The organism is Pseudomonas sp. KK18, assembly GCF_037094675.1.
Lineage (GTDB): Bacteria > Pseudomonadota > Gammaproteobacteria > Pseudomonadales > Pseudomonadaceae > Aquipseudomonas.
In genome coordinates this window covers 4,866,274-4,889,725 of record NZ_CP146605.1, presented here as the reverse complement: position 1 = coordinate 4,889,725, position 23,452 = coordinate 4,866,274, and the positions used below count along the sequence as shown (strand labels likewise).

At 62.9% G+C, this 23,452-nt stretch carries 2 protein-coding genes; both read left to right on the top strand.

What is annotated here, in order from left to right; genetic code table 11:
• Positions 1-11,061, top strand: a complete 11,061-nt coding sequence (locus V6607_RS21945; RefSeq protein WP_338740576.1) for an amino acid adenylation domain-containing protein — start codon at positions 1-3, stop codon at positions 11,059-11,061.
• Positions 11,061-23,390, top strand: a complete 12,330-nt coding sequence (locus tag V6607_RS21940) for a non-ribosomal peptide synthase/polyketide synthase (protein ID WP_338740574.1) — start codon at positions 11,061-11,063, stop codon at positions 23,388-23,390. Before V6607_RS21945 ends, V6607_RS21940 begins: the two co-directional genes overlap by 1 nt.
• Positions 23,391-23,452 lie beyond the last annotated feature (62 nt).

Sequence of the window (23,452 nt, the reverse complement as noted above, 5' to 3'; positions counted from 1 at the left end):
ATGACTCAGCTCGATAACCTGTCTCTGGTTCAGCGATTCATCCGTTTGCCGCTCGCCCAACGGCAAGCGTTCCTGCAAAAGCTGCACAGCAAAAACATGAGTTTTGCCGCGTTGCCGATTCCGGCGATGCGTGACGAGTTCGAGCATATCGGCCTGTCCTACGCCCAGGAGCGCCAGTGGTTCCTCTGGCAGTTGGACCCTCACAGCGCGGCCTACCATGTGCCGACGGCGCTGCGGTTGCGCGGTGCACTGGACGTGCCGGCGTTGCAGCGCAGCTTCGATGCATTGCTGGAGCGCCATGAGGTGCTGCGTACGGTGTTTGTCGACGGGCCGGAAGGGCCGCTGCAGGTTGCGCACGCATGCCTGAGCCTGCCGGTCACGACGGTGGTGCTGGAAGCGGTGCCGGACGCCGCAGCGCTCAAGGCGTTGATTGACACTGAAATCACTGCGCTGTTCGACTTGCAGCAGGGCCCGCTGTTGCGGGTCAAGCTGTTGCAACTGGCACCGGACGACCACGTGCTGGTGCTCACCCAGCACCACATCATTTGTGACGGCGCATCGGCGCAGATCATGGTTCACGACCTGGTCAAACTCTATGCTGCCCACAGCACCGGCCAGGCGCTGGACCTGCAGGCGCTGCCGATTCAATACGCCGACTATGCGATCTGGCAGCGCAAATGGATGGAAGCCGGCGAGCTTGCGCGGCAATTGGGTTACTGGACCGAACGCCTGGGTGATGGCGGTGAAGTGCTGCCTTTGCCTGCTGACCGCGCCCGTCCGGCGGTGCAGAGTTATCGCGGTGCGCGGCTGGACCTCGCCATCGATGCCGGGCTGACCGAACGCCTCAAGCGCGTGGCCCAGCGCGAAGGCTGCACCTTGTTCATGCTGTTGCTCGCCTCATTCCAGGTATTGCTGCACCGTTACAGCGGCCAGTCGGACATCCGCGTGGGCGTGCCGGTGGCCAACCGCAACCGTCTTGAAACCGAAGGCCTGATTGGTTTCTTCGTCAATACCCAGGTGCTGGATGCGCGGATTCAGGGGGCAATGCCTTTCGATCAATTGCTGGCGCAGGTCAAGCAGGCTTCGTTGGGCGCCCAGGCTCACCAGGATTTGCCGTTCGAGCAATTGGTGCAAGCCCTCGCACCGGACCGACACATGAGTCACAGTCCGTTGTTCCAGGTGATGTTCAATCACCAGAGCGGCGATGCCGCCCAAGCGTTGCAACTGCCAGGCTTGCATGTCGAGAGCCTGGATTGGAGCTCGCACACGGCGCAATTCGATCTGACCCTTGGCACGCACGAGACCCAGGGCGCATTGGCCGCCACATTCACCTATGCCACTGATTTATTCGACACTGGCACCATCGAACGCCTGGCCGCTCACTGGCTGAACTTGCTGCAAGGCATCGTCGCCGATCCGCAACGGCGCATCGGGGAATTGCCGCTGCTGGACGCGACCGAGCAACAGCACAACATCGCCCAGTGGAACCCCGGCCCGCGCAGCTTCCCAAGCGACACCTGCGCCCATCAACTGATCGCCGAGCAGGCCCGTCAACGGCCTGACGCCGTGGCCCTGCGTTGCAGCGGCCAGACGCTGACCTACGCTGAACTGAATGCTCAGGCCAACCGCCGTGCGCATCAGTTGATCGCTCACGGCGTGGGGCCGGACGTGCTGGTGGGCCTGGCCGCGGAGCGGGGTATCGAGATGATCGTCGGCCTGCTGGCGATCCTCAAGGCCGGCGGCGCCTATGTGCCGCTCGACCCAACCTACCCGCAGGACCGCCTGGCCTACATGATGCAAGACAGCGGCATCCAGCTGCTGCTGGCCCAGGCGTCGCTGACCGGTCAATTACCGGTGCCTGACGGCGTGAAAACCCTGCTGCTGGATACCGACGTCAGCGCCTTTGCCGACAGCGACCCGCAAGTCGTCGTGGATCCTTCGAACCTCGCCTACGTGATCTACACCTCCGGTTCCACCGGCAATCCCAAAGGCACCTTGCTCGCGCACCACAATATCCTGCGTCTGTTCGCGGCCACTGAACCGTGGTTCGGCTTCGGCCCGCAGGACGTCTGGAGCCTGTTTCACTCCTATGCTTTCGACTTCTCGGTCTGGGAAATTTTCGGTGCACTGCTGCACGGTGGCGAACTGCTGATCGTGCCGTACGACGTCAGCCGCTCGCCCCAGGAATTCCTCGACCTGTTGTGCGACGCGGGCGTCACGGTGCTCAACCAGACGCCGTCGGCGTTCAAGCAGTTGATGCACGTGGCTTGTACCGACTCCCGGGCCAATGCCCTGCGCTACGTGGTATTCGGCGGCGAGGCGCTGGACGTCAAGAGCCTGCGCCCATGGTTCGAACGGTTTGGCGACAGCGCGCCACAGCTGATCAACATGTACGGCATCACCGAAACCACGGTGCACGTCACCTACCGTCCGCTGTCGGTGGCTGATCTCGAGCTGGACGCCAGCAGTCCGATTGGCGAGCCGATAGCCGACCTGTCGTGGTACCTGCTCGACGGTGAACTGAACCCGGTGGCCAAAGGCTGCATCGGTGAACTGTATGTTGGCCGCGCCGGCCTGGCCCGGGGCTACCTGAAGCGTGGCGACCTGACGGCACTGCGTTTTATTCCCGACCCGTTCGGCGAAAGCGGTGCGCGGTTGTACCGCACCGGTGACCTGGCGCAATACCGCAGCGACGGGGTGATCGAGTACATCGGCCGGATTGACCATCAGGTGAAAATCCGTGGCTTCCGTATCGAACTGGGTGAAATTGAAGCGCGCCTGAACGCCCTGGCGGCGGTGCGCGAAGCCGTGGTCTTGGCCCAGGAAGGGCTGAACGGCCAGCAATTGGTGGCTTACGTGATCCCGGCGCAAGGTGCCGAGGATGCAGGCGCCCTCAAGGCGCAGTTGAAAGCGGACCTGCCGGACTACATGGTACCGACGCACCTGCTGTTCCTGAATGAATGGCCACTGACCGCCAACGGCAAGCTCGACCGCAAGGCCCTGCCGCAGCCGGACGCAAGCCAGGTACAGCACGAATACGTGGCTCCGCAAAGCGCGCTGGAACAGCAAATCGCAACCGTCTGGCAAGACGTGCTGAAACTGGAGCGGGTTGGTCTCACCGACAACTTCTTCGAACTGGGTGGCCATTCATTGCTGGCTACACAGATGGTGTCGCGCATCCGCCAACACCTCGGCATGAACCTGCAACTGCGCAAGCTGTTCGAAAATGCCAGCCTCAAGGCTTGCGTGGCTGCGCTTGAGCCAATCCAGGCGGCGATGCCTGCGCGCATTCCAAGGGTGCCGCGTGATCAACCGTTGCCCTTGTCCTACGCCCAGCAACGCCAGTGGTTCCTTTGGCAAATGGAACCCTCCAGTGCGGCGTACCACATCCCTGCGGCGCTACGGATTCATGGCCACCTGGATTTGAAGGCGTTGCAACGCAGCTTAAGCGCACTGGTGCAGCGTCACGAGAGTTTGCGCACGACCTTTGTCCAGAAGGACGAGCGTGCGTTCCAGGTTATCCATGCCGAGTCCGGTCCGCTGCTGACGCCGCAGTTTCTCGACCTGACCTCGGCCAACCAGGCCGAGCAGATCCAGGCGTTTGTTCGCGATCAGATCAGCCGGCCGTTCGACCTGCAGAACGGTCCGCTGCTGCGGGTCGGGCTGCTGCAGGTGGCCGACGATGAACAGGTGCTGGTGCTGACCCAGCATCACATCGTCTCCGATGGCTGGTCGATGCAGGTGCTGGTGCAGGAACTGATTGAGCGTTATGCCGCCTATAGCCAGGGTGGATCGGTTGAACCGGTGGAGTTACCGATCCAGTATGCCGATTACGCGGTGTGGCAACGCCAATGGATGGACGCCGGTGAGCGTGAGCGGCAGCTGGCTTACTGGACCAACGTCCTCGGCGCTGAACAGCCATTGCTGGAGCTGCCTGCGGACCGTCCGCGACCGGCACGCCAGAGCTTTGCCGGCGCCCGTCTGGCCGTCCAGTTACCGCAGGCATTGGGCCAACAGCTGCGGCAACTGGCGCTGGGTGAAGGTTGCAGCCTGTTCATGCTGTTGCTGGCTTCGTTCCAGGGCCTGCTGCACCGTTACAGCGGCCAGTCGGACATCCGCGTGGGCGTACCGATTGCCAACCGCAACCGGGTCGAGACCGAAGGCCTGATCGGGTTCTTCGTCAATACCCAGGTGCTCAAGGCTGAAGTCGATCCGCAGCAGCGGTTCAGCGAACTGCTGCAACAGGTCAAGACGGCGGCACTGGGCGCCGAGGCGCATCAGGACCTACCGTTCGAGCAATTGGTCGAAGCCTTGCGCCCTGAGCGCAACCTGAGCCATAGCCCGTTGTTCCAGGTGTTGTACAACCACCAGAGCGCCGGCCGCCAAGCCATCCCGCAACTGCCGGGGCTGGTGATCAAGGCCCAGGAGTGGGAAAGCCGTACCGCCCAGTTCGACTTGACCCTCGACACCCTGGACGCCGACGGCGAGCTCAGTGCAACCCTCACTTACGCCACCGACCTGTTCGACGCAAGCACTGCACAGCGTATGGCCGCTCACTGGCTGAACCTGCTGCAAGGTATCGTCGCCGATCCGCAACGGCGCATCGGGGAATTGCCGCTGCTGGACGCGACCGAGCAACAGCACAACATCGCCCAGTGGAACCCACGCCCGCGCAGCTTCCCAAGCGACACCTGCGCCCATCAACTGATCGCCGAGCAGGCCCGTCAACGGCCTGACGCCGTGGCCCTGCGTTGCAACGGCCAGACCCTGACCTACGCCGAACTGAATGCCCAGGCCAACCGCCGTGCGCATCAGTTGATCGCTCACGGCGTGGGGCCGGACGTGCTGGTGGGCCTGGCCGCGGAGCGGGGTATCGAGATGATCGTCGGCCTGCTGGCGATCCTCAAGGCCGGCGGCGCCTATGTGCCGCTCGACCCAACCTACCCGCAGGACCGCCTGGCCTACATGATGCAAGACAGCGGCATCCAGCTGCTGCTGGCCCAGGCGTCGCTGACCGGTCAATTACCGGTGCCTGACGGCGTGAAAACCCTGCTGCTGGATACCGACGTCAGCGCCTTTGCCGACAGCGACCCGCAAGTCGTCGTGGATCCTTCGAACCTCGCCTACGTGATCTACACCTCCGGTTCCACCGGCAATCCCAAAGGCACCTTGCTTGCGCACCACAACATCCTGCGTCTGTTCGCGGCCACTGAACCGTGGTTCGGCTTCGGCCCGCAGGACGTCTGGAGCCTGTTTCACTCCTATGCTTTCGACTTCTCGGTCTGGGAAATTTTCGGTGCACTGCTGCACGGTGGCGAACTGCTGATCGTGCCGTACGACGTCAGCCGCTCGCCCCAGGAATTCCTCGACCTGTTGTGCGACGCGGGCGTCACGGTGCTCAACCAGACGCCGTCGGCGTTCAAACAGTTGATGCACGTGGCTTGTGCCGACTCACGGGCCAATGCCCTGCGCTACGTGGTATTCGGCGGCGAGGCGCTGGACGTCAAGAGCCTGCGCCCATGGTTCGAACGGTTTGGCGACAGCGCGCCACAGCTGATCAACATGTACGGCATCACCGAAACCACGGTGCACGTCACCTACCGTCCGCTGTCGGTGGCTGATCTCGAGCTGGACGCCAGCAGCCCGATTGGCGAACCGATAGCCGACCTGTCGTGGTACCTGCTCGACGGTGAACTGAACCCGGTGGCCAAAGGCTGCATCGGTGAACTGTATGTTGGCCGCGCCGGCCTGGCCCGGGGCTACCTGAAGCGTGGCGACCTGACGGCACTGCGTTTTATTCCCGACCCGTTCGGCGAAAGCGGTGCGCGGTTGTACCGCACCGGTGACCTGGCGCAATACCGCAGCGACGGGGTGATCGAGTACATCGGCCGGATTGACCATCAGGTGAAAATCCGTGGCTTCCGTATCGAACTGGGTGAAATTGAAGCGCGCCTGAACGCCATGGCGGCGGTGCGCGAAGCCGTGGTCTTGGCCCAGGAAGGGCTGAACGGCCAGCAATTGGTGGCTTACGTGATCCTGGCGCAAGGTGCCGAGGATGCAGGCGCCCTCAAGGCGCAGTTGAAAGCGGAACTGCCGGACTACATGGTACCGACGCACCTGCTGTTCCTGAATGAATGGCCGCTGACCGCCAACGGCAAGCTCGACCGCAAGGCCCTGCCGCAGCCGGACGCAAGCCAGGTACAGCACGAGTACGTGGCACCGCAAAGCGCGCTGGAACAGCAAATCGCAACTGTCTGGCAAGACGTGCTGAAACTGGAGCGGGTTGGCCTCACCGACAACTTCTTCGAACTGGGTGGCGACTCGATTATCTCGATTCAAGTGGTCAGCCGCGCCCGGCAGTCCGGCATCCGCTTTAGTCCAAAAGACCTGTTCCAGCACCAGACGGTGCAGGCATTGGCGACTGTCGCGCAGACCGGTGACCAGCTGCAGGTAATCGATCAGGCTGCGGTGCAGGGCCCGGCGTTGCTGCTGCCGATTCAACAGGCTTACTTTGCCGACGCCATCCCGCAGCGTCACCACTACAACCAGTCGGTGCTGCTGCAACCGGCCCGTGCGCTGCAAGCGGCGCTGGTGGAGCAAGCATTGCAGGCGCTGGTGCTGCATCACGATGCGTTGCGGGTGATGTTCAACGAAAGCGCCGAAGGCTGGAGTGCCGGCCATCGCGACGCATCGATGCGCAATGATCTGTTATGGGTGCGCCCGGTGGCCGATGCTGGCGCGCTGGAAGTGCTGGCCAATCAAGCCCAGCGCAGCCTGAACCTGCAAACCGGACCCTTGCTGCGCGCCGTGTTGGCGACCCTGGACGATGGCACCCAGCGGCTGTTGCTGGTGATCCATCACCTGGCGGTGGACGGTGTGTCGTGGCGGATTCTGTTCGACGACCTGCAAACGGCCTACAATCAATTGCTCGCCGGGCAAGCCTTGCAATTGCCGGCCAAGACCAGCTCGGTCAAGGCGTTTGCCGAACAGTTGCAAGCGCATGCACGCAGCGCGCAATTGCAGCAGCAGTTGGCCTACTGGCAGGCGCAACTGCAAGGTGCGCCGGCTGACCTGCCGTGCCTCAACCCCGAGGCGAGCCCACAGAACGGCCAGGCCATCACTGTTCATACGCGCATGGACAAACACCTGACGCGGCAACTGCTGCAGGAAGCGCCAGCCGCCTATCGCACTCAGGTCAACGACCTGTTGCTGACCGCCCTGGCGCGGGTGGTCTGCCGTTGGACCGGGCATGCAAGTACCTTGATCCAGCTTGAAGGCCATGGTCGCGAAGAGTTGTTTGCCAACATCGACCTGACGCGCACCGTGGGGTGGTTCACCAGTATGTTCCCGGTCCAGTTGTCGCCGGCGGCGGCACTCGGGGACTCGATCAAGTCGATCAAGCAAGGGTTGCGATCGATCCCGGACAAGGGGGTGGGTTTCGGCGCGCTGCGCTTCCTCGGTGACGAGGCCAGCCGGTCAGCCTTGCAAGCGCTGCCGGTGCCGCGCATTACCTTCAACTACCTGGGGCAGTTCGACGCCAGCTTCGATAAGGAACAGGGCGCGTTGTTCAGCCCGGCCAGCGAAAGCGCCGGTGAAGAGCAAAGCGCGATGGCGCCCCTGGGCAATTGGCTGAGCCTCAACGGGCGGGTATTTGATGGCGCACTGAGCCTGGGCTGGACGTTCAGCCACCAACAGTTCGAGCAGGCCACCATCCAGCAACTGGCCGACGATTATGCCGTGGAACTGGCTCTGTTGATCGGTCATTGCTGCGATCCTGCAAACCATGGCATGACGCCTTCCGACTTCCCGCTGGCCAGCTTTACCCAACCGCAGCTCGATAACCTGGGCCTCGCCGCCCGTTCGGTGGATGACATCTACCCGCTGGCGCCGATGCAGCAGGGCATGCTGTTCCACAGCTTGTACGAACACGGCAGCGGTCAGTACATCAATCAGATGTGCCTGGACATCGACGGTCTCGACCCACAGCGTTTCGAAGATGCCTGGCAGGCGGCGGTCGACGCCCATGACATTTTGCGCAGCAGTTTCATCTGGGAAGGCAGCGAGCAACCGGTGCAGGTGGTGCATAAACAGGTGCGCGTACCCTTCACCGCGCTGGATTGGAGCACACGCACGGATGCCCCGCAGGCCCTCGTCGAGTTGGCGTCCAGCGAGCGCGACCAGGGTTTCGACCTCGCCCTCGCGCCGCTGCTGCGGCTGGTGCTGGTCAAGACCGCTGAACAGCGTTATCACCTGATTTATACCCATCACCACATTCTGATGGACGGCTGGAGCAACTCGCAGCTGCTGGGCGAGGTGTTGCAACGTTACGATGGCCAGGTGCTGCCGCGCCCGGCGGGCCGCTATCGTGACTACATCGCCTGGCTGCAAGGGCGTGATGCCAAGGCCAGTGAAACGTTCTGGCGTGCGCAACTGCACGCGCTCGACGCGCCGACGCGCCTCGCCGAAAACCGTTTCGCCGCGCCGCAGCCGGCTGTCGAAACCAGCCATGCCAGCCTGTATCACTCACTGTCCCAACAGCAGACCCAGCGCCTGGGCGAATTCGCCCGCCAGCAAAAGGTCACCCTCAATACCGTGGTCCAGGCGGCCTGGTTGCTGCTCCTGCAACATTACACCGGGCATGACACGGTGGCCTTCGGCGCCACGGTGTCCGGACGCCCCGGCGAACTCAAAGGCGTCGAACAGCAGATAGGCCTGTTCATCAATACCTTGCCGGTGATTGCCAGCCCCCGGCCGGAACAATCGGTCACCAGCCTGCTGCAACAGCTTCAGGCCCGCAACGTTGCGTTGCGCGAGCATGAACACACGCCGCTGTTCGAGATTCAGCGCTGGGCCGGGCAGGGCGGTGAAGGCCTGTTCGACACGCTGCTGGTGTTCGAAAACTACCCGCTGGCCGAGGCCCTGCAAGCGCAGGCACCGTCAGGCCTGAGCTTCGGCACGGTGGGTAATCAGGAACAGACTAATTTCCCGTTGACCCTGGCCGTTAATCTCAATGAGACCCTGAGCCTGCACTTCACTTATGCCCATGCTGCGTTCCATACACATACAATCCAGCGCCTGGCTGAGCAGGTGGAGCACGTGCTCGCACAGATGGTGAGCCTGGCCGCCGACCGTAGCCTGGGCGATATCGACCTGGTTGGCGCGGCGACGCGCACCGTGCTGTTGCGCGACTGGAATGCCACGGCAGTGCCGGCCACCGACCCACGCCACGTTCATCAATGGTTCGAGTCCCAGGCTCGACGCACGCCTGATGCGCCGGCCCTGTTGGCCGATCAAGCGTCGCTGACCTATGCCCAGCTCAACCTGCGCGCCAATCGCCTGGCTCATGCGTTGATCGAGCGGGGTGTAGGCCCGGACGTGTTGGTGGGGCTGTGCATGCCGCGCAGCGTGCAGATGGTCGTCGGGCTACTGGCGATCCTCAAGGCCGGTGGTGCCTATGTACCGCTGGACCCCGCTTATCCACAGGATCGCTTGATGTACATGGTCGAGGACAGCGGCATTGCCTTGCTGTTGACCGAAACCAGCGTACAGCCGTACTTCGCTGACGTGGCCGTGGACTGCCTGCTGCTGGACGCACTGCCCGAGCGGTTCGATGGCTACGGCGAGCATGAGCCTTCGGTAACCGTCGACAGCCAGAACCTCGCCTATGTGATCTATACCTCCGGTTCCACCGGGAAACCCAAAGGCGTGACGATTCGCCATGGCGCCCTGAGCAACCATATGGAATGGATGCAGGGTTGCCTGAAGCTGAATCACAGTGACCGTGTCCTGCAGAAGACCGCCATCAGTTTCGACGCCTCGGTGTGGGAGTTCTGGTTGCCACTGATGAGCGGCGCGCAACTGGTATTGGCCGCGCCGCAATTGAACCTGGACTTGACCACCTTGTGGGTCGAGGTGGAGCGTTGGGGGATCAGTGTGCTGCAAATGGCGCCATCGTTGCTGCAGGCGCTGTTGCCGCTGGCGACCCGTGAACACCTGGCCTCCTTGCGCCTGCTGCTGTGCGGCGGCGAAGCGCTGAGTGCGCACCTTTCCCGCCAGGTCCTGGGCCTCTTCGATGGCGAGCTGCGCAATCTTTATGGCCCCACGGAGGCCACGATTGATACCAGCAGCCATGCCGTGGCGGCCACTGTCGAAGACGACGGGCGAATCATCGCCATCGGTCGTCCGATCAACAACGTATGCACCTATGTGCTGGACGGCGCCTTGCAGCCTTGCGCCGTGGGGGCGATTGGCGAGTTGTACATCGGTGGTGAATCCCTGGCCCGTGGTTATCACCAGCGTCCAGGGCTGACCGCCGAGCGCTTCGTTCCCGATCCGTTTGGCGAGTCGGCCGCTGCACGCCTGTATCGCACCGGCGACCTGGTGCGCCACGCCGAAAATGGCGTAATCGAATACATCGGCCGGATTGACCATCAGGTGAAAATCCGTGGCCTGCGCATTGAGCTGGGTGAAATCGAAGCCCGCCTCCACGCTCAACCTGAAGTACGAGATGCGGTAGTGCTGGCTCGGGAAACGGCGACCGGCACGAGCCTGGTGGGTTGGCTTGTCAGCCAGGACAGCAGCCTGGATAGGGCGGCCGAGGCGCGCTTGAGTGAACAGCTCAAGGCGCGGCTGGCACAACAGATGCCGGACTTCATGGTGCCCACCCATCTGGTCTTCCTCGATCAACTGCCGCTTACACCCAACGGCAAACTCGACCGCAAGGCACTGCCCGCGCCGGATAACCGCGCGCTGCATTCGGCTTACCTGGCGCCGCAAAGCGATCTGGAATGCAAGGTCGCGGCCATCTGGCAAGGCGTGCTCAACGTTGAGCAGGTCGGTCTGGCGGATGATTTCTTCGAGCTGGGCGGGCATTCGCTGCTGGTGGTGAATGTGGTGTCGCGCCTGCAGCTCGAACTGGGCATGAAGTTAACGCCCCAATTGATATTCCAATTTCCGGTCCTCGGTGCGTTTGTCGCGCAACTGGAGCAGACCGGCACGTCAATGAGCACGTCAAAATTGAGCAAGCTTGAAGCGCTGCTTGATGAATTCGAGGAGGTTTGATGGACACCGCTGTCGCACAACGTATTGCCAGGCGCTTCATAACGCTGCCGCTGGAAAAACGCCGTCTTTACCTGCAGAAAATGCTCGAAGAGGACGTTTCCCCGGCGAACCTGCCGATTCCGCCTGTCAGTGCCGAGTTCGACACGTTGTCATTGTCCTTTGCCCAGGAGCGTCAATGGTTCTTGTGGCAGCTGGACCCGGAAAGCGCGGCTTATCACATGCCTACGGCCCTGCGCTTGCGCGGTCCATTGGACATTGCGGCGCTGCAACAGAGTTTCAGTGCGCTGGTCGCGCGCCATGAGAGCCTGCGTACCACCTTCGTGGTGCACGGCGAGCAAGTGGTGCAGCAAGTGCAGGAGGCTGCACCGGTAAGTCTGCAGGTGCAGCCTCTGGCCCAGGTGCCGGATGCGGCGCAACTGCGGCATTTGATCGAAGACGAGACGCGCCGGCTGTTCGACTTGCAGCAGGGGCCCTTGTTGCGTACGTGCCTGTTGCAACTGGGCGCGGATGACCATGTGCTGATTGTCACCTTGCACCACATCGTTTCCGATGGCTGGTCGATGCAGGTAATGGTCGAGGAGTTGGTCAAGGGTTACGCCGCGTTCAGTCGAGGGTTGAGCCTGGAACTGCCAGCGTTGCCGATTCAATACAGCGACTACGCCATCTGGCAGCGGCACTGGATGGAGGCCGGCGAGCGGGAGCGGCAGTTGCAATACTGGACCGCGCAACTGGGCGGCGAGCAGCCGGTGCTTGAGCTCCCGACTGACGTTGCGCGCCCGGCCGTGATGAGCTATCGCGGTGCCCGGCTGGAGTTGGATATCGACACCGCGCTGGCCTGCGGCCTCAAGCAGATGGCCCAGCGCGAAGGGGTCAGTCTGTTCATGATCCTGCTGGCCTCCTATCAGGCCTTGCTGCATCGCTACAGCGGGCAGAACGACATTCGGGTTGGCGTGCCGACCGCGAACCGTAACCGGGTGGAGACCGAGGGGTTGATCGGCTTTTTCGTCAACACCCAAGTGCTCAAGAGTGAGGTCGACAGCCAGGGCTCCTTCAGTGCCTTGCTGCAACAGGTCAAGCAGACTGCGCTGGATGCCCAGGCGCATCAGGACCTGCCGTTCGAGCAACTGGTGGAAGCCTTGCAGCCGCAACGCAACCTGAGCCACAGCCCGCTGTTTCAAGTGATGTTCAACCACCAGACCCAAGGCCCGGCGGGCGAGGGGCCGGCCGGTGAATTGAAGGTCGAGGGGCTGCGCTGGGATACCCATAGTGCACAGTTCGACTTGACCCTGGAAACCATGGAGCGCCCCGATGGGCTGTCTGCGGCGCTGATCTATGCCACGGATCTGTTCGGTGCAGACACGGTTGCGCGGATGGCCGGGCACTGGCAAAACCTGCTGCAGGCAATCATCGCGAACCCGGCACAAAGCATCGGTGAGCTGCCGTTGCTTGACGCTGAACAGCGCCAAGCGCAGCTCGACGATTGCGTCCGCACGTCGGTAGCCACCCCGCAGGCGGGTTATGTTCATCGATTGTTCGAGGCACAGGTGGCCCGCTCGCCGGAGGCGCAGGCGCTGGTCATCAATGGCCAGCGCTTGAGCTACGGGCAACTCAATACCCGGGCCAATCAGTTGGCGGTGGAGCTGCAACGTCACGGGGTGGGCGCGGGTGTGCTGGTGGGCATTGCCGTCGAACGCAGCCCGCACATGCTGATCGGGTTGTTGGCAATCCTCAAGGCCGGCGGCGCCTATCTGCCCCTCGATCCCGCGTTCCCGCAGGATCGCCTCGCCTACATGATTGAGGACAGTGGCATCGACCTGTTGCTGACCCAACATTCACTGCTCAGCCAGATCCCGGTGCCTGACACGGTCACTACGCTGGTGCTGGATCAACCGGGCAATTGGCTTGACGGCCATGCCGGTGACGATCTGCCAACCCGGCTGGATCCGGAGCACCTGGCTTATGTCATCTACACGTCTGGCTCCACCGGCCAGCCGAAAGGGGTGATGGTGCGACATGGCGCCCTGACCAACTTTGTCGCAAGCATGGCCAGGGTGCCGGGCATGACCGCCCAGGATCGGGCGTTGTCACTGACCACGTTCTCGTTTGATATTTTCGGCCTGGAAATCTACGTACCCCTGATGGTCGGCGCGTGCATCGTGCTGACCGGCCAGGAGGTGGCGCAGGACCCGTACGCAGTGCTGGCCCTGATCGACGCCGAACAGGTCAACGTGGTGCAGGCAACTCCCTCGACCTGGCGCATGTTGCTCGACAATGAACAGGCCCACGTGCTCCAGGGGTGCACGTGCCTGTGCGGCGGCGAGGCGTTGCCCCAGGAACTGGCGGTGCGCATGCTTGGCCTTGGCGGTGAAGTCTGGAATCTCTATGGCCCGACGGAAACCACGGTCTGGTCGGCGTTGCACCGGCTGCGTCCGCAGGCTGCGCAACCTTGGCTGGGCGGGCCAATCGACAACACATCGCTGTACATCGTCGGTGCAGACCTGATGCCGGTGCCCTATGGTGTTGCCGGCGAATTGCTGATCGGCGGGGACGGCCTGGCGCGGGGTTACTTCCAGCGCCCGGGATTGACCGCCGAACGTTTTGTTCCCCATCCGTTTTCCAGCACCGGCGAGCGGCTTTACCGCACCGGCGACCTCGCACGTCAGCGCCCGGACGGTATCCTCGAATACCTGGGGCGGATCGACCATCAGGTGAAAATTCGCGGTTTCCGCATCGAGCTCGGGGAAATCGAAGCGCGCCTGCTGGAGCAGGACGCTGTACGTGAAGCCGCGGTACTGGCCCAGGATGCCCCGGGCGGCCAGGCGTTGGTGGCGTATGTGGTCCCCGCCGCCGAATGGCAGGGCCTGGATGCCGACGGCCAGGGTCGCCTGCGCGACAGCCTGAACGCCCGGCTCAAGGCCAACTTGCCCGACTACATGGTGCCGGCGCATATGGTGCTGTTGCCAAGGTTCCCGCTGACCCCCAATGGCAAGCTGGACCGCAGGCAACTGCCCAAGCCCGATGCCAGCCAATGGCAGAAAACCTACGTGGCTGCGCAGACACCGGTGCAGCAAGCGGTGGCGGCGATCTGGGCCGAGGTGCTCAACGTGCCGCGGGTTGGCCTGAGTGACAACTTTTTCGAGCTGGGCGGCCATTCGCTGCTGGCGACCCAAATGGTTTCGCGGATTCGCCAGCAACTGCAAGTCCAGGTGCCTTTGCGCCTGCTGTTCGCCCATAACACCCTGCAAGCATTTGTCGAGGCGATGGCCCCGGCATCGTTGACTCCTGAACAGGCCATCCCGCGCGTTGCACGCGACCAGCCGCTTGCCCTGTCATATGCCCAGCAACGGCAATGGTTTTTGTGGCAATTGGAGCCCACCAGCAGCGCCTACCATATTCCCGCGGCCCTGCGTTTGCGCGGACACCTTGACCTGGCGGCCTTGCAACAGTGTTTTGACGCTCTGGTGGCGCGTCATGAGAGCTTGCGTACCCGGTTTGTGCTGGAGAACGAGCGTCCCGTACAACGGGTCGACGCGCCGGCACCGGTGGCGATTGCGCTTGAGTCGGCGGCTGCCGGGCTGGATGACCCTGGCCTGCGCGGCTTGATTGAAACTGAAACCCGCCAACTCTTTGATCTGCAGCGTGGGCCGTTGCTGCGGGTCAAGCTGTTGCAACTGGGCGCTGAAGATCACGTGCTGATCCTGACCCAGCACCACATCGTGTCGGATGCCTGGTCGATGCGGGTCATGATCGATGAGCTGATGCAGTTATACCGCGGCTTCAGTCAAGGCCAACCGGCGGCGTTGGCGGCACTGCCGATCCAGTATGCCGATTACGCACAGTGGCAGCGTCAGTGGCTGGCGGCGGGTGAGCAGCAACGGCAGCTCAGCTACTGGACAGAACAGTTGGGCGGCGAGCAACCGGTCCTTGAACTGCCAACCGACCATCCACGTCCGGTTCAGCAAAGCTATCGTGGGGCCCGGCTGCCGATCACCCTCGAGCCGTCCCTGGCCGAGAGTCTCAAGCGCCTGGCGCAGCAGCAAAACACCACACTGTTCATGCTGCTGCTGGCCGGCTTCCAGACCTTGTTGCACCGCTACAGCGGGCAGCAGGATATTCGTGTCGGGGTACCGATTGCCAACCGCAATCGCCTGGAAACCGAAGGGATGCTGGGTTTCTTCGTCAACACCCAGGTACTCCGGGCCGACATTGAGGGGCACCTGCGCTTTGACCAATTGCTTCATCAGGTCAAGCAGCGGGTACTGGGAGCACAGGCCCATCAGGACCTGCCGTTCGAGCAACTGGTGGAGCTGCTTGCACCTGCACGCAACCTGAGCCATACGCCATTGTTCCAGGCCATGTTCAACCATGCCAGTGATGCTCGTCGCGAGGCGATTGAACTGCCGGGGTTGAGCCTGGAGCAATTGACCTGGGATTCGGGCAGCGTGCAGTTCGACCTCTCCCTGGATACGTTCGAGTACAGCGAAGGCATCAGTGCCGCACTGTCCTATGCCTCTGACTTGTTTGAGCCAGCCACCGTCGCACGCCTGGGCGAACACTGGCTGAACCTGCTGCGCGCGATTGTGGCCAACCCCACCCAGCGCATCGCCGAATTACCGATGCTCGATGCGGTGCAGCGCCGGATGATGGTTGAGGACTGGAACCGCACGTTCGCCCATTACCCGAACAACCAGCCGGTGCACCACTTGATCGAAGCCCAGGTGGAGCGGGCCCCGCATGCCGTGGCGTTGGTGTTCGAGGGGCAGTCGTTGACCTATGCCCAGCTCAACGCGCGGGCCAACCGATTGGCTCATGCCTTGATCGCGCGTGGCGTAGGCCCCGATGTGCTGGTGGGCATTGCACTGCACCGCAGCCTGGAAATGGTGGTGGGCCTGTTGGCGATCCTGAAGGCCGGCGGCGCTTATGTACCGCTGGACCCGGAATACCCGCCGGAACGCCTGTCCTACATGATCGACGACAGCGGCATCGAATGGTTGCTGACCCAGCAAGCGCTGGTCGCAACCTTGCCGCTGCCGGACCGGGTGCGCACGCTGATACTCGATGGTGACGATGCCTGGCTGGCCGGTGAGGCGCAAGGCAACCCCGAGTCGCGGGCCGTCGCGCAAAACCTCGCCTATGTGATTTACACCTCCGGATCCACTGGCAAACCCAAAGGGGCTGGCAACAGCCACGGTGCCCTGACCAACCGGTTGTGCTGGATGCAACAGGCCTACGGGTTGCACGCCGACGACCGCGTGCTGCAAAAAACGCCGTTCAGCTTCGATGTGTCCGTCTGGGAGTTTTTCTGGCCGCTTATGACCGGCATCCGCTTGGTCGTGGCGTCGCCAGGGGATCATCGCGATCCACAGAAGCTGGTCCAATTGATCGAGCGCGAGGGCATTACTACCCTGCATTTCGTCCCGTCGATGCTGCAAGCGTTCGTGCTGGATGCCAATGTCAGCCGCTGCACCAGCCTCACCCGTATCGTTTGCAGTGGCGAAGCGTTGCCGATCGATGCGCAGCAGCAGGTCTTCGCCAAGCTGCCGGGCGCGGGGCTGTTCAATCTCTACGGCCCTACCGAAGCCGCAATTGACGTCACCCACTGGACCTGTCGTGACGAGGGCCGTGACGCAGTGCCCATCGGCGAGCCGATTGCGAACTTGATGACCTACATTCTCGACGCCGAGCTCAACCCGGTGCCCTGCGGCGTCAACGGCGAACTTTACCTCAGCGGCCAGGGACTGGCGCGTGGGTATCACCGTCGCCCGGAGCTGACGGCCGAACGATTCGTGGCAAGCCCGTTTGTCGCGGGTGAACGGCTGTACCGCACGGGCGACTTGGCCCGTTACCGCGTTGACGGGGTGATTGATTACATTGGCCGTATCGACCATCAGGTGAAAATCCGCGGTTTTCGTATCGAGCTGGGTGAAATCGAGGCCCGTCTGCTGGAGCACGGGGCCGTGCGCGAAGCCGTGGTGGTGGCGCAGGACAGCCGCAACGGCAAAGCCCTGAGTGGCTACGTCGTTACCCAGCCTGGCGCCGCCAGCGACTGGCCGGCACTGCGCGAGGCGCTGACTGCGCATCTGCGCCAGACCCTGCCGGAACACATGGTGCCGACGCACCTGACGCCGCTGGAAAAAATGCCCCTGAGCCCCAACGGCAAACTCGACCGCAAGGCTCTCCCGGTGCCAGACATGGCTGAGGTACAGCAGGACTTCGTGGCTCCCGCCAATGCAGTCGAAAGTGTCCTGGTCGAGATCTGGCAAGCCGTGCTCGGCGTGGCCCGGGTGGGCACTGCCGATAACTTCTTCACCTTGGGCGGTGACTCGATCAATTCGATTCAAGTGGTCAGCCGTGCACGTCAGCTGGGAATCGGCCTGGCCCCCAAGGACCTGTTCCTGCACCAGAACATCCAGGCGCTGGCCCGGGCTGCGAGCGCCGATCAAGCCGCAACGATCGATCAGGGGCCGGTCAGCGGTGACAGCCATCTGGTACCGATGCAGCACTGGTTCTTCGCCAATGACATGGCGCACCGTGACCACTGGAACCAGTCGCTGATGCTGACCCCGCGCGAGCCATTGGACGGCGCATGTCTGCAGCAGGCCCTTGAGCACGTGGTGGCCCATCATGACGCCTTGCGCTTGCGCTTCGTGCAATCGGGCGATGGTACCTGGCAGGCCAGCCATGAGGCCGTCGGCGCGCAACCGGTAGGCCTCTGGCAGCGCCAGGCAGAGAACGCCGATGAGATCATCGCCATTGCCAACCAGGCGCAACGCAGCCTCGACCTGCAACACGGCCCGCTGCTGCGTTGCAGCCTGATCGCAGTGCAGGACGGCAGTTCGCGCCTGCATCTGGCGATTCACCATCTGGTGATGGACGGTGTGTCGTGGCGCGTGCTGCTGGAAGACTTGCAAACGGCCTACCGGCAGCTGGCGGTAAACCAGCCTGTGGTGTTGCCACCCAAGTCCACCGCGTTCAAGGCGTGGGCCGAGCAGTTGCAGGGCTACGCCCACAGCGAAGGGCTGGCTCGGGAGTTGAGTTACTGGACCGGGCAACAGGCCCATGCGTTGCCGGAACTGCCACGGGCGCGGCCTGAGGGCAGCCAGGCTTCGGTGCATGGCCATTCGATCAACACGCGTCTGGATACAGAACAGACTCGGCGCCTGCTCAAGCAGGCACCGTCGGCCTATCGCACCCAGGTCAACGACCTTTTGCTCAGTGCCCTGGCGCAGGTGATTTGCCAGTGGACTGCGCAACCTGCGTGCCTGGTGCAACTGGAAGGCCATGGCCGTGAGGAACTGTTCGGCGACGTCGACCTGAGCCGTACGTTGGGCTGGTTCACCAGCCTGTTCCCGGTGGTATTGACCCCATCGGTGCACGCGGCAGACACCATCAAGGGCATCAAGGAACAGCTGCGCGCGGTGCCGAACAAGGGCCTGGGTTATGGCGTGCTGCGTTACCTCGGTGCAGAGGATGTCCGCTCGCGTCTGGCGAAACTCGCGCAGGCCCGGATTACCTTCAACTACCTCGGCCAGTTCGACCAGAGCTTTGATGAGCAGGCGTTATTCGCGCCGAGCGAGGAGGGCAGCGGGGCTGGGCACGCTGATGACGTGGCGCTGGGCAACTGGCTGACCATCGATGGCCGGGTGTACAACGGCCAGTTGTCCCTGGACTGGACCTTCAGCCGCGACGTTTTTGATGAGGCCACCGTCCAGCAATTGGCCGATGCCTACGGCGTCGCGTTGCAGGCACTGATCGAGCATTGCTGCGGCGAAGAGCATCAGGGCCTGACGCCGTCTGACTTCCCGCTGGCCCGTTTGACCCAGGCGCACCTTGACGGCTTGCCGGTGCCCGTGGCGCAGGTGCAAGACGTCTATGCGTTGTCACCGATGCAAGAAGGCATGCTGTTCCACACCCTGGCCGACGACAGCAGCGGTTTGTACATCAACCAGATCAGCCTGCCGGTACACGGGCTGGATACCGAACGCTTCGCCGCAGCCTGGCAATCGGTGATTGAGCGTGAGGACATTCTGCGGACCAGCTTTCACTGGCAGGATGGCTTGAGCGCCCCGGTGCAAATTGTCCACCGCCAGGCCGAATTGCCGCTGCTGATCGAAGACTGGCGCGGCCGGGACATCAGCGAACAGGCGATCGGCGAGCGCGCAACGGCTGATTACCTGCAAGGGTTCGATCTGGCCCGTGCGCCGTTGCAGCGTGTGCTGTTGCTGCGGCTTGAGGACGACCGCTACCAGATGATCTGGACCTGCCATCACATCCTGATGGACGGCTGGAGCAGTTCGCGACTGTTTGGCGAGGTAATGCAGTTTTATGCCCAGGGCCACGTGCCGACACGCAACGGTCGTTACCGCGAGTTCATCGAATGGCTGCAACGCCAGGATCAACGGGCGCTGGAGGGCTTCTGGAGAAGCCGTCTTGCAACGCTGGAGCAGGCCACTTCGCTGAACCAGGCGATGTTCCCGCGGCATGTCGAGGATTTGCCCGGGCACCAAGCGCTTTACTCACGTTGGGATGCGGTGCAAACCGCACGCCTGCAACAGGCTTGCCGCGCCTTGCAAATCACCCCCAACACGCTGATCCAGGGCGCGTGGCTGTTGTTGCTGCAACGCTTTACCGGGCAGAACACTGTGGTGTTCGGTGCCACCGTGGCTGGCCGTCCTGCGGGGTTGGCCAATGCCGACAACATCCTGGGGCTGTTCATCAATACGCTACCGGTGATCCAGACCCTGGAACCCGCGCAGCCGCTGGATCAGTGGCTGCAAGCGTTGCAGGCCTGCAACATGGACATCCGTGAGCACGCACACGCGCCGCTGGCGGATATCCAGCGCTGGTCGGGGCTGGGTGGGCAAGGGCTGTTCGACAGCATCATCGTGTTTGAAAACTACCCGATCGATGAGCGCCTGGGTGAGCAACAGGACACCGGCCTGAGTTTCGGCGAGTCGCGTAACCATGACGTGACCAACTTTGCGATGGACCTGGCGGTCAATCTCGGCGAACAGTTGTCGATCGAATATCTGTTCCTGCGCAATGCCTTCAGTGTCGAGGCGGTAGAGCAGATTCGCCGCTGCATGGAAGACACCCTCGAGGCCATGATCGTTACGCCGACGGCGCGCCTGGGCAACCTTCAGCGCCTTGGGGCCGAGCAGTGGCGAGCCTTTGAGCAGTGGAGTGCGGCGCCGAATGCCAGCTATCACGCGCAGCTCTTGCCGGAACTGATCGCACGCCATGCCGATTCGCGTGGCGAGGCGACGGCACTGGTGTGTGGGGGCGATTCGCTGAGCTACGGTGAGCTGGAACGTCGAGCCAATGGCCTGGCCCATCGCTTGATCGAGCTGGGGGCTGGGCCGGAAGTGGTGGTCGGGGTGGCCCTGGAGCGCTCCGTCGAGATGATCGTGGCGTTACTGGCGGTGATGAAAAGCGGCGCGGCTTATGTGCCGTTGGACATCGACTATCCGCCCGAACGCCTGGCGTTCATGATGCAAGACTCGGCGATGGCGCTGTTGCTGACCCATAGCCAGGTGCAGGCGCGCCTCCCGGCGGTGGAAGGCCTGGCGCAACTGGCCATCGATACGTTTGACCGCGCCGGCTACAGCGACACGCCGCCCGCCAGCAGTTTGCTGGGCGCCAATCTGGCCTACTTGATTTATACCTCGGGCTCCACCGGTCGGCCGAAAGGCGTGGCAGTGGCGCATGGGCCGATGAGCATGCATTGCCAGGCCATTGCCGGGCTGTATGACATGGATGAGCGCACCCGCGAGCTGCATTTCATGTCGTTTGCCTTCGACGGCGCTCATGAGCGCTGGCTCAGTACGCTATTGAGCGGGGGCACGCTGGTGATCCGCGATGCCAGCCTGTGGACACCGGAGCAGACCTTCGACGCCTTGCATCAACACGGCATCACGATTGCCTGTTTCCCGCCGGCCTACCTCAAGCAGTTGGCCGAGTACGCGGCCCATAGCCAACAGGAACCACCCGCGGTACGGGTGTATTGCTTCGGTGGCGATGCGGTGCCGGACCAGACCTTCGAACAAGTGAAAGCGGCACTGCGTCCACAGTTCTTTACCAACGGCTATGGCCCCACCGAAACCGTGGTCACGCCGATGCTCTGGAAGGTCCCGGTCGACACCCGGTGCGAGGCTGCCTATGCGCCGATCGGGCGTGCTGTCGGCGAGCGCGCGCTGTACGTGCTGGACGAAGACCTCAACCCGCTGCCGCCGGGGATTGCCGGTGAGCTCTACATCGGCGGTCAGGGCATTGCCCGCGGCTATTACCGTCGTCCGGACCTGAGTGCCGAGCGCTTTGTGCCGGACCCGTTCGGGTCGCCGGGCGATCGTCTCTACCGCAGCGGCGACCTGGTACGCCAGCGTGTTGATGGTGTGCTTGATTACGTCGGGCGTATTGACCACCAGATCAAGGTCCGGGGCTTTCGCATTGAACTGGGGGAAATCGAGGCGAGCCTGCGGCAACTGGACGATGTCAGTGACGCGTTGGTGATCGCCCGTGACAGTGCGTCGGGCAAGCAACTGATCGGTTATGTGGTGACGCCCGATGGCATGGCCATCGGTGATCGCCTCAAGGCGGACTTGCGCGCGCAATTGCCGGATTACATGGTGCCCACCCAGGTCATCTGCATGGCGGCGCTGCCTGTCACGCCCAACGGCAAGCTGGATCGCCAGGCCTTGCCGGAGCCTGAATTCAAGGGCGGCGAGTATGTTCCCGGCCGTACTCGTGACGAGCAACTGCTGGCACAGGTCTGGGCTGATGTGTTGCAAGTGGAACGCGTGGGCATCACCGACAACTTCTTCGAGTTGGGCGGTGACTCGATCCTCAGCCTGCAAGTCGTCTCGCGGGTACGCAACCACCCTGAACTGAAGATGGACCTCAAGCTGCGGGACCTGATGCGCGGGCAGACCATCGAGGCGATTTTCGAGCAGCGTTCAAGCACCGTCGCCACGCTGATCGAGGATGTTTCGCAGGTGGCCGCCGAGGGCCAGTTCAACCTGATTCCGATCCAGCAGTGGCTGTTCGACCAGCGTATGAGCGAGCCGCACCATTACAACCAGGCATTGATGCTGCGTGCACGCCAGGCGCTGAATCTGCCGGCGCTGGAGCTGGCATTGCGCTGCATGTTGAAGCAGCACGACGCCCTGCGCCTGCGCTTTCGTGAGGTGGGCGCACGCTATTGCCAGCATTACCAGCCGCTGGAGGACATGCAGGCGCAATGGGCCACTGAGCCCTTGTTATGGCAACACACCGTGGCCGATGAAGCGGAGCTTGAGCTGTACGCCGAACAGGTACAGCGCAGCCTGGACCTGCAAGACGGGCCGGTGTGGCGTACCGCTCATGTGACGTTGGGCGATGGCCAGGTGCGGGTATTGATGGTGATCCATCATTTGGTGATCGACACCGTTTCCTGGCGTTTGCTGCTGCAGGATTTGCAGGTCGCTTATGAGGCTTACCGCAATGGCCAGGCGCCGGCCCTGCCGATTCGTACCAGCAGCTACCGGGCCTGGGCCGAGGGGCTGCAAGCGTACGCGGCGAATTATCCGGCGCAGGAGCAAGCCTGGTGGCTTGAGCAGATCGACCAGCCGGGCAGTGAGCTACCGTGCGATAACCCGCGTGGCAAGAACCAGGTGCAGTACCAGTCGGTCGCGCTGATGGGCCTGTCGCAGGAACATACCCAGCAGTTGCTCAAGCAAGTGCCTGCGGTCTACCAGACGCAGATCAACGATGTGTTGCTCGCCGCGCTGAGCCGGGTGTTGTGCCGCTGGAGCGGGCAGCCTTCGGTATTGATCCAGCTCGAAGGCCATGGCCGCGAAGACCTGGTCAAGGACATCGACCTGAGCCGCAGCCTGGGCTGGTTCACCAGCATGTTCCCGGTGCGCCTGGCACCCGGTGCCGGGGCTGATATCGGGAGCTCGGTGCGTGCGGTGCAGCGGCAATTGGCGGCCGTACCGAACAAGGGCCTGGGCTACGGCATCCTGCGTCACATGAGCGGTGTGTCGATGGCCGATACCTTGCGCCTGGCACCCCAGGCGCGTGTCACCTTCAACTACCTGGGGCAGTTCGACCAGAGCTTCGATGACAAGGCGATGCTGGTGCCGGCTCAGGAGAGCTATGGCAGTTGCTACAGCCCGCAGGCGGCCCTGGGCAATTGGCTGGAAGTGGTGGGGCAGGTGTATGACGGACGCCTGGCGATGCGCTGTATTTTCAGCACGCGCCGCTACCGTGCCGAAACCGTCGAACAGTTGATGCGAGAGTACCAGGCCGAACTGGAGGCGCTGATCGAGCATTGCGTGGCACAAGCGGCTTAAGGATTGAGGCCGATCCATCGTTATACAAAGAGGGGCCCTTGTGGCTCCTCTTTCGTCTGTGG

Excerpts from the sequence above, each read along its gene's own strand:
- V6607_RS21945 (WP_338740576.1), top strand. The coding sequence starts at position 1 with ATGACTCAGCTCGATAACCTGTCTCTGGTTCAGCGATTCATCCGTTTG.
- V6607_RS21940 (WP_338740574.1), top strand. The coding sequence starts at position 11,061 with ATGGACACCGCTGTCGCACAACGTATTGCCAGGCGCTTCATAACGCTG.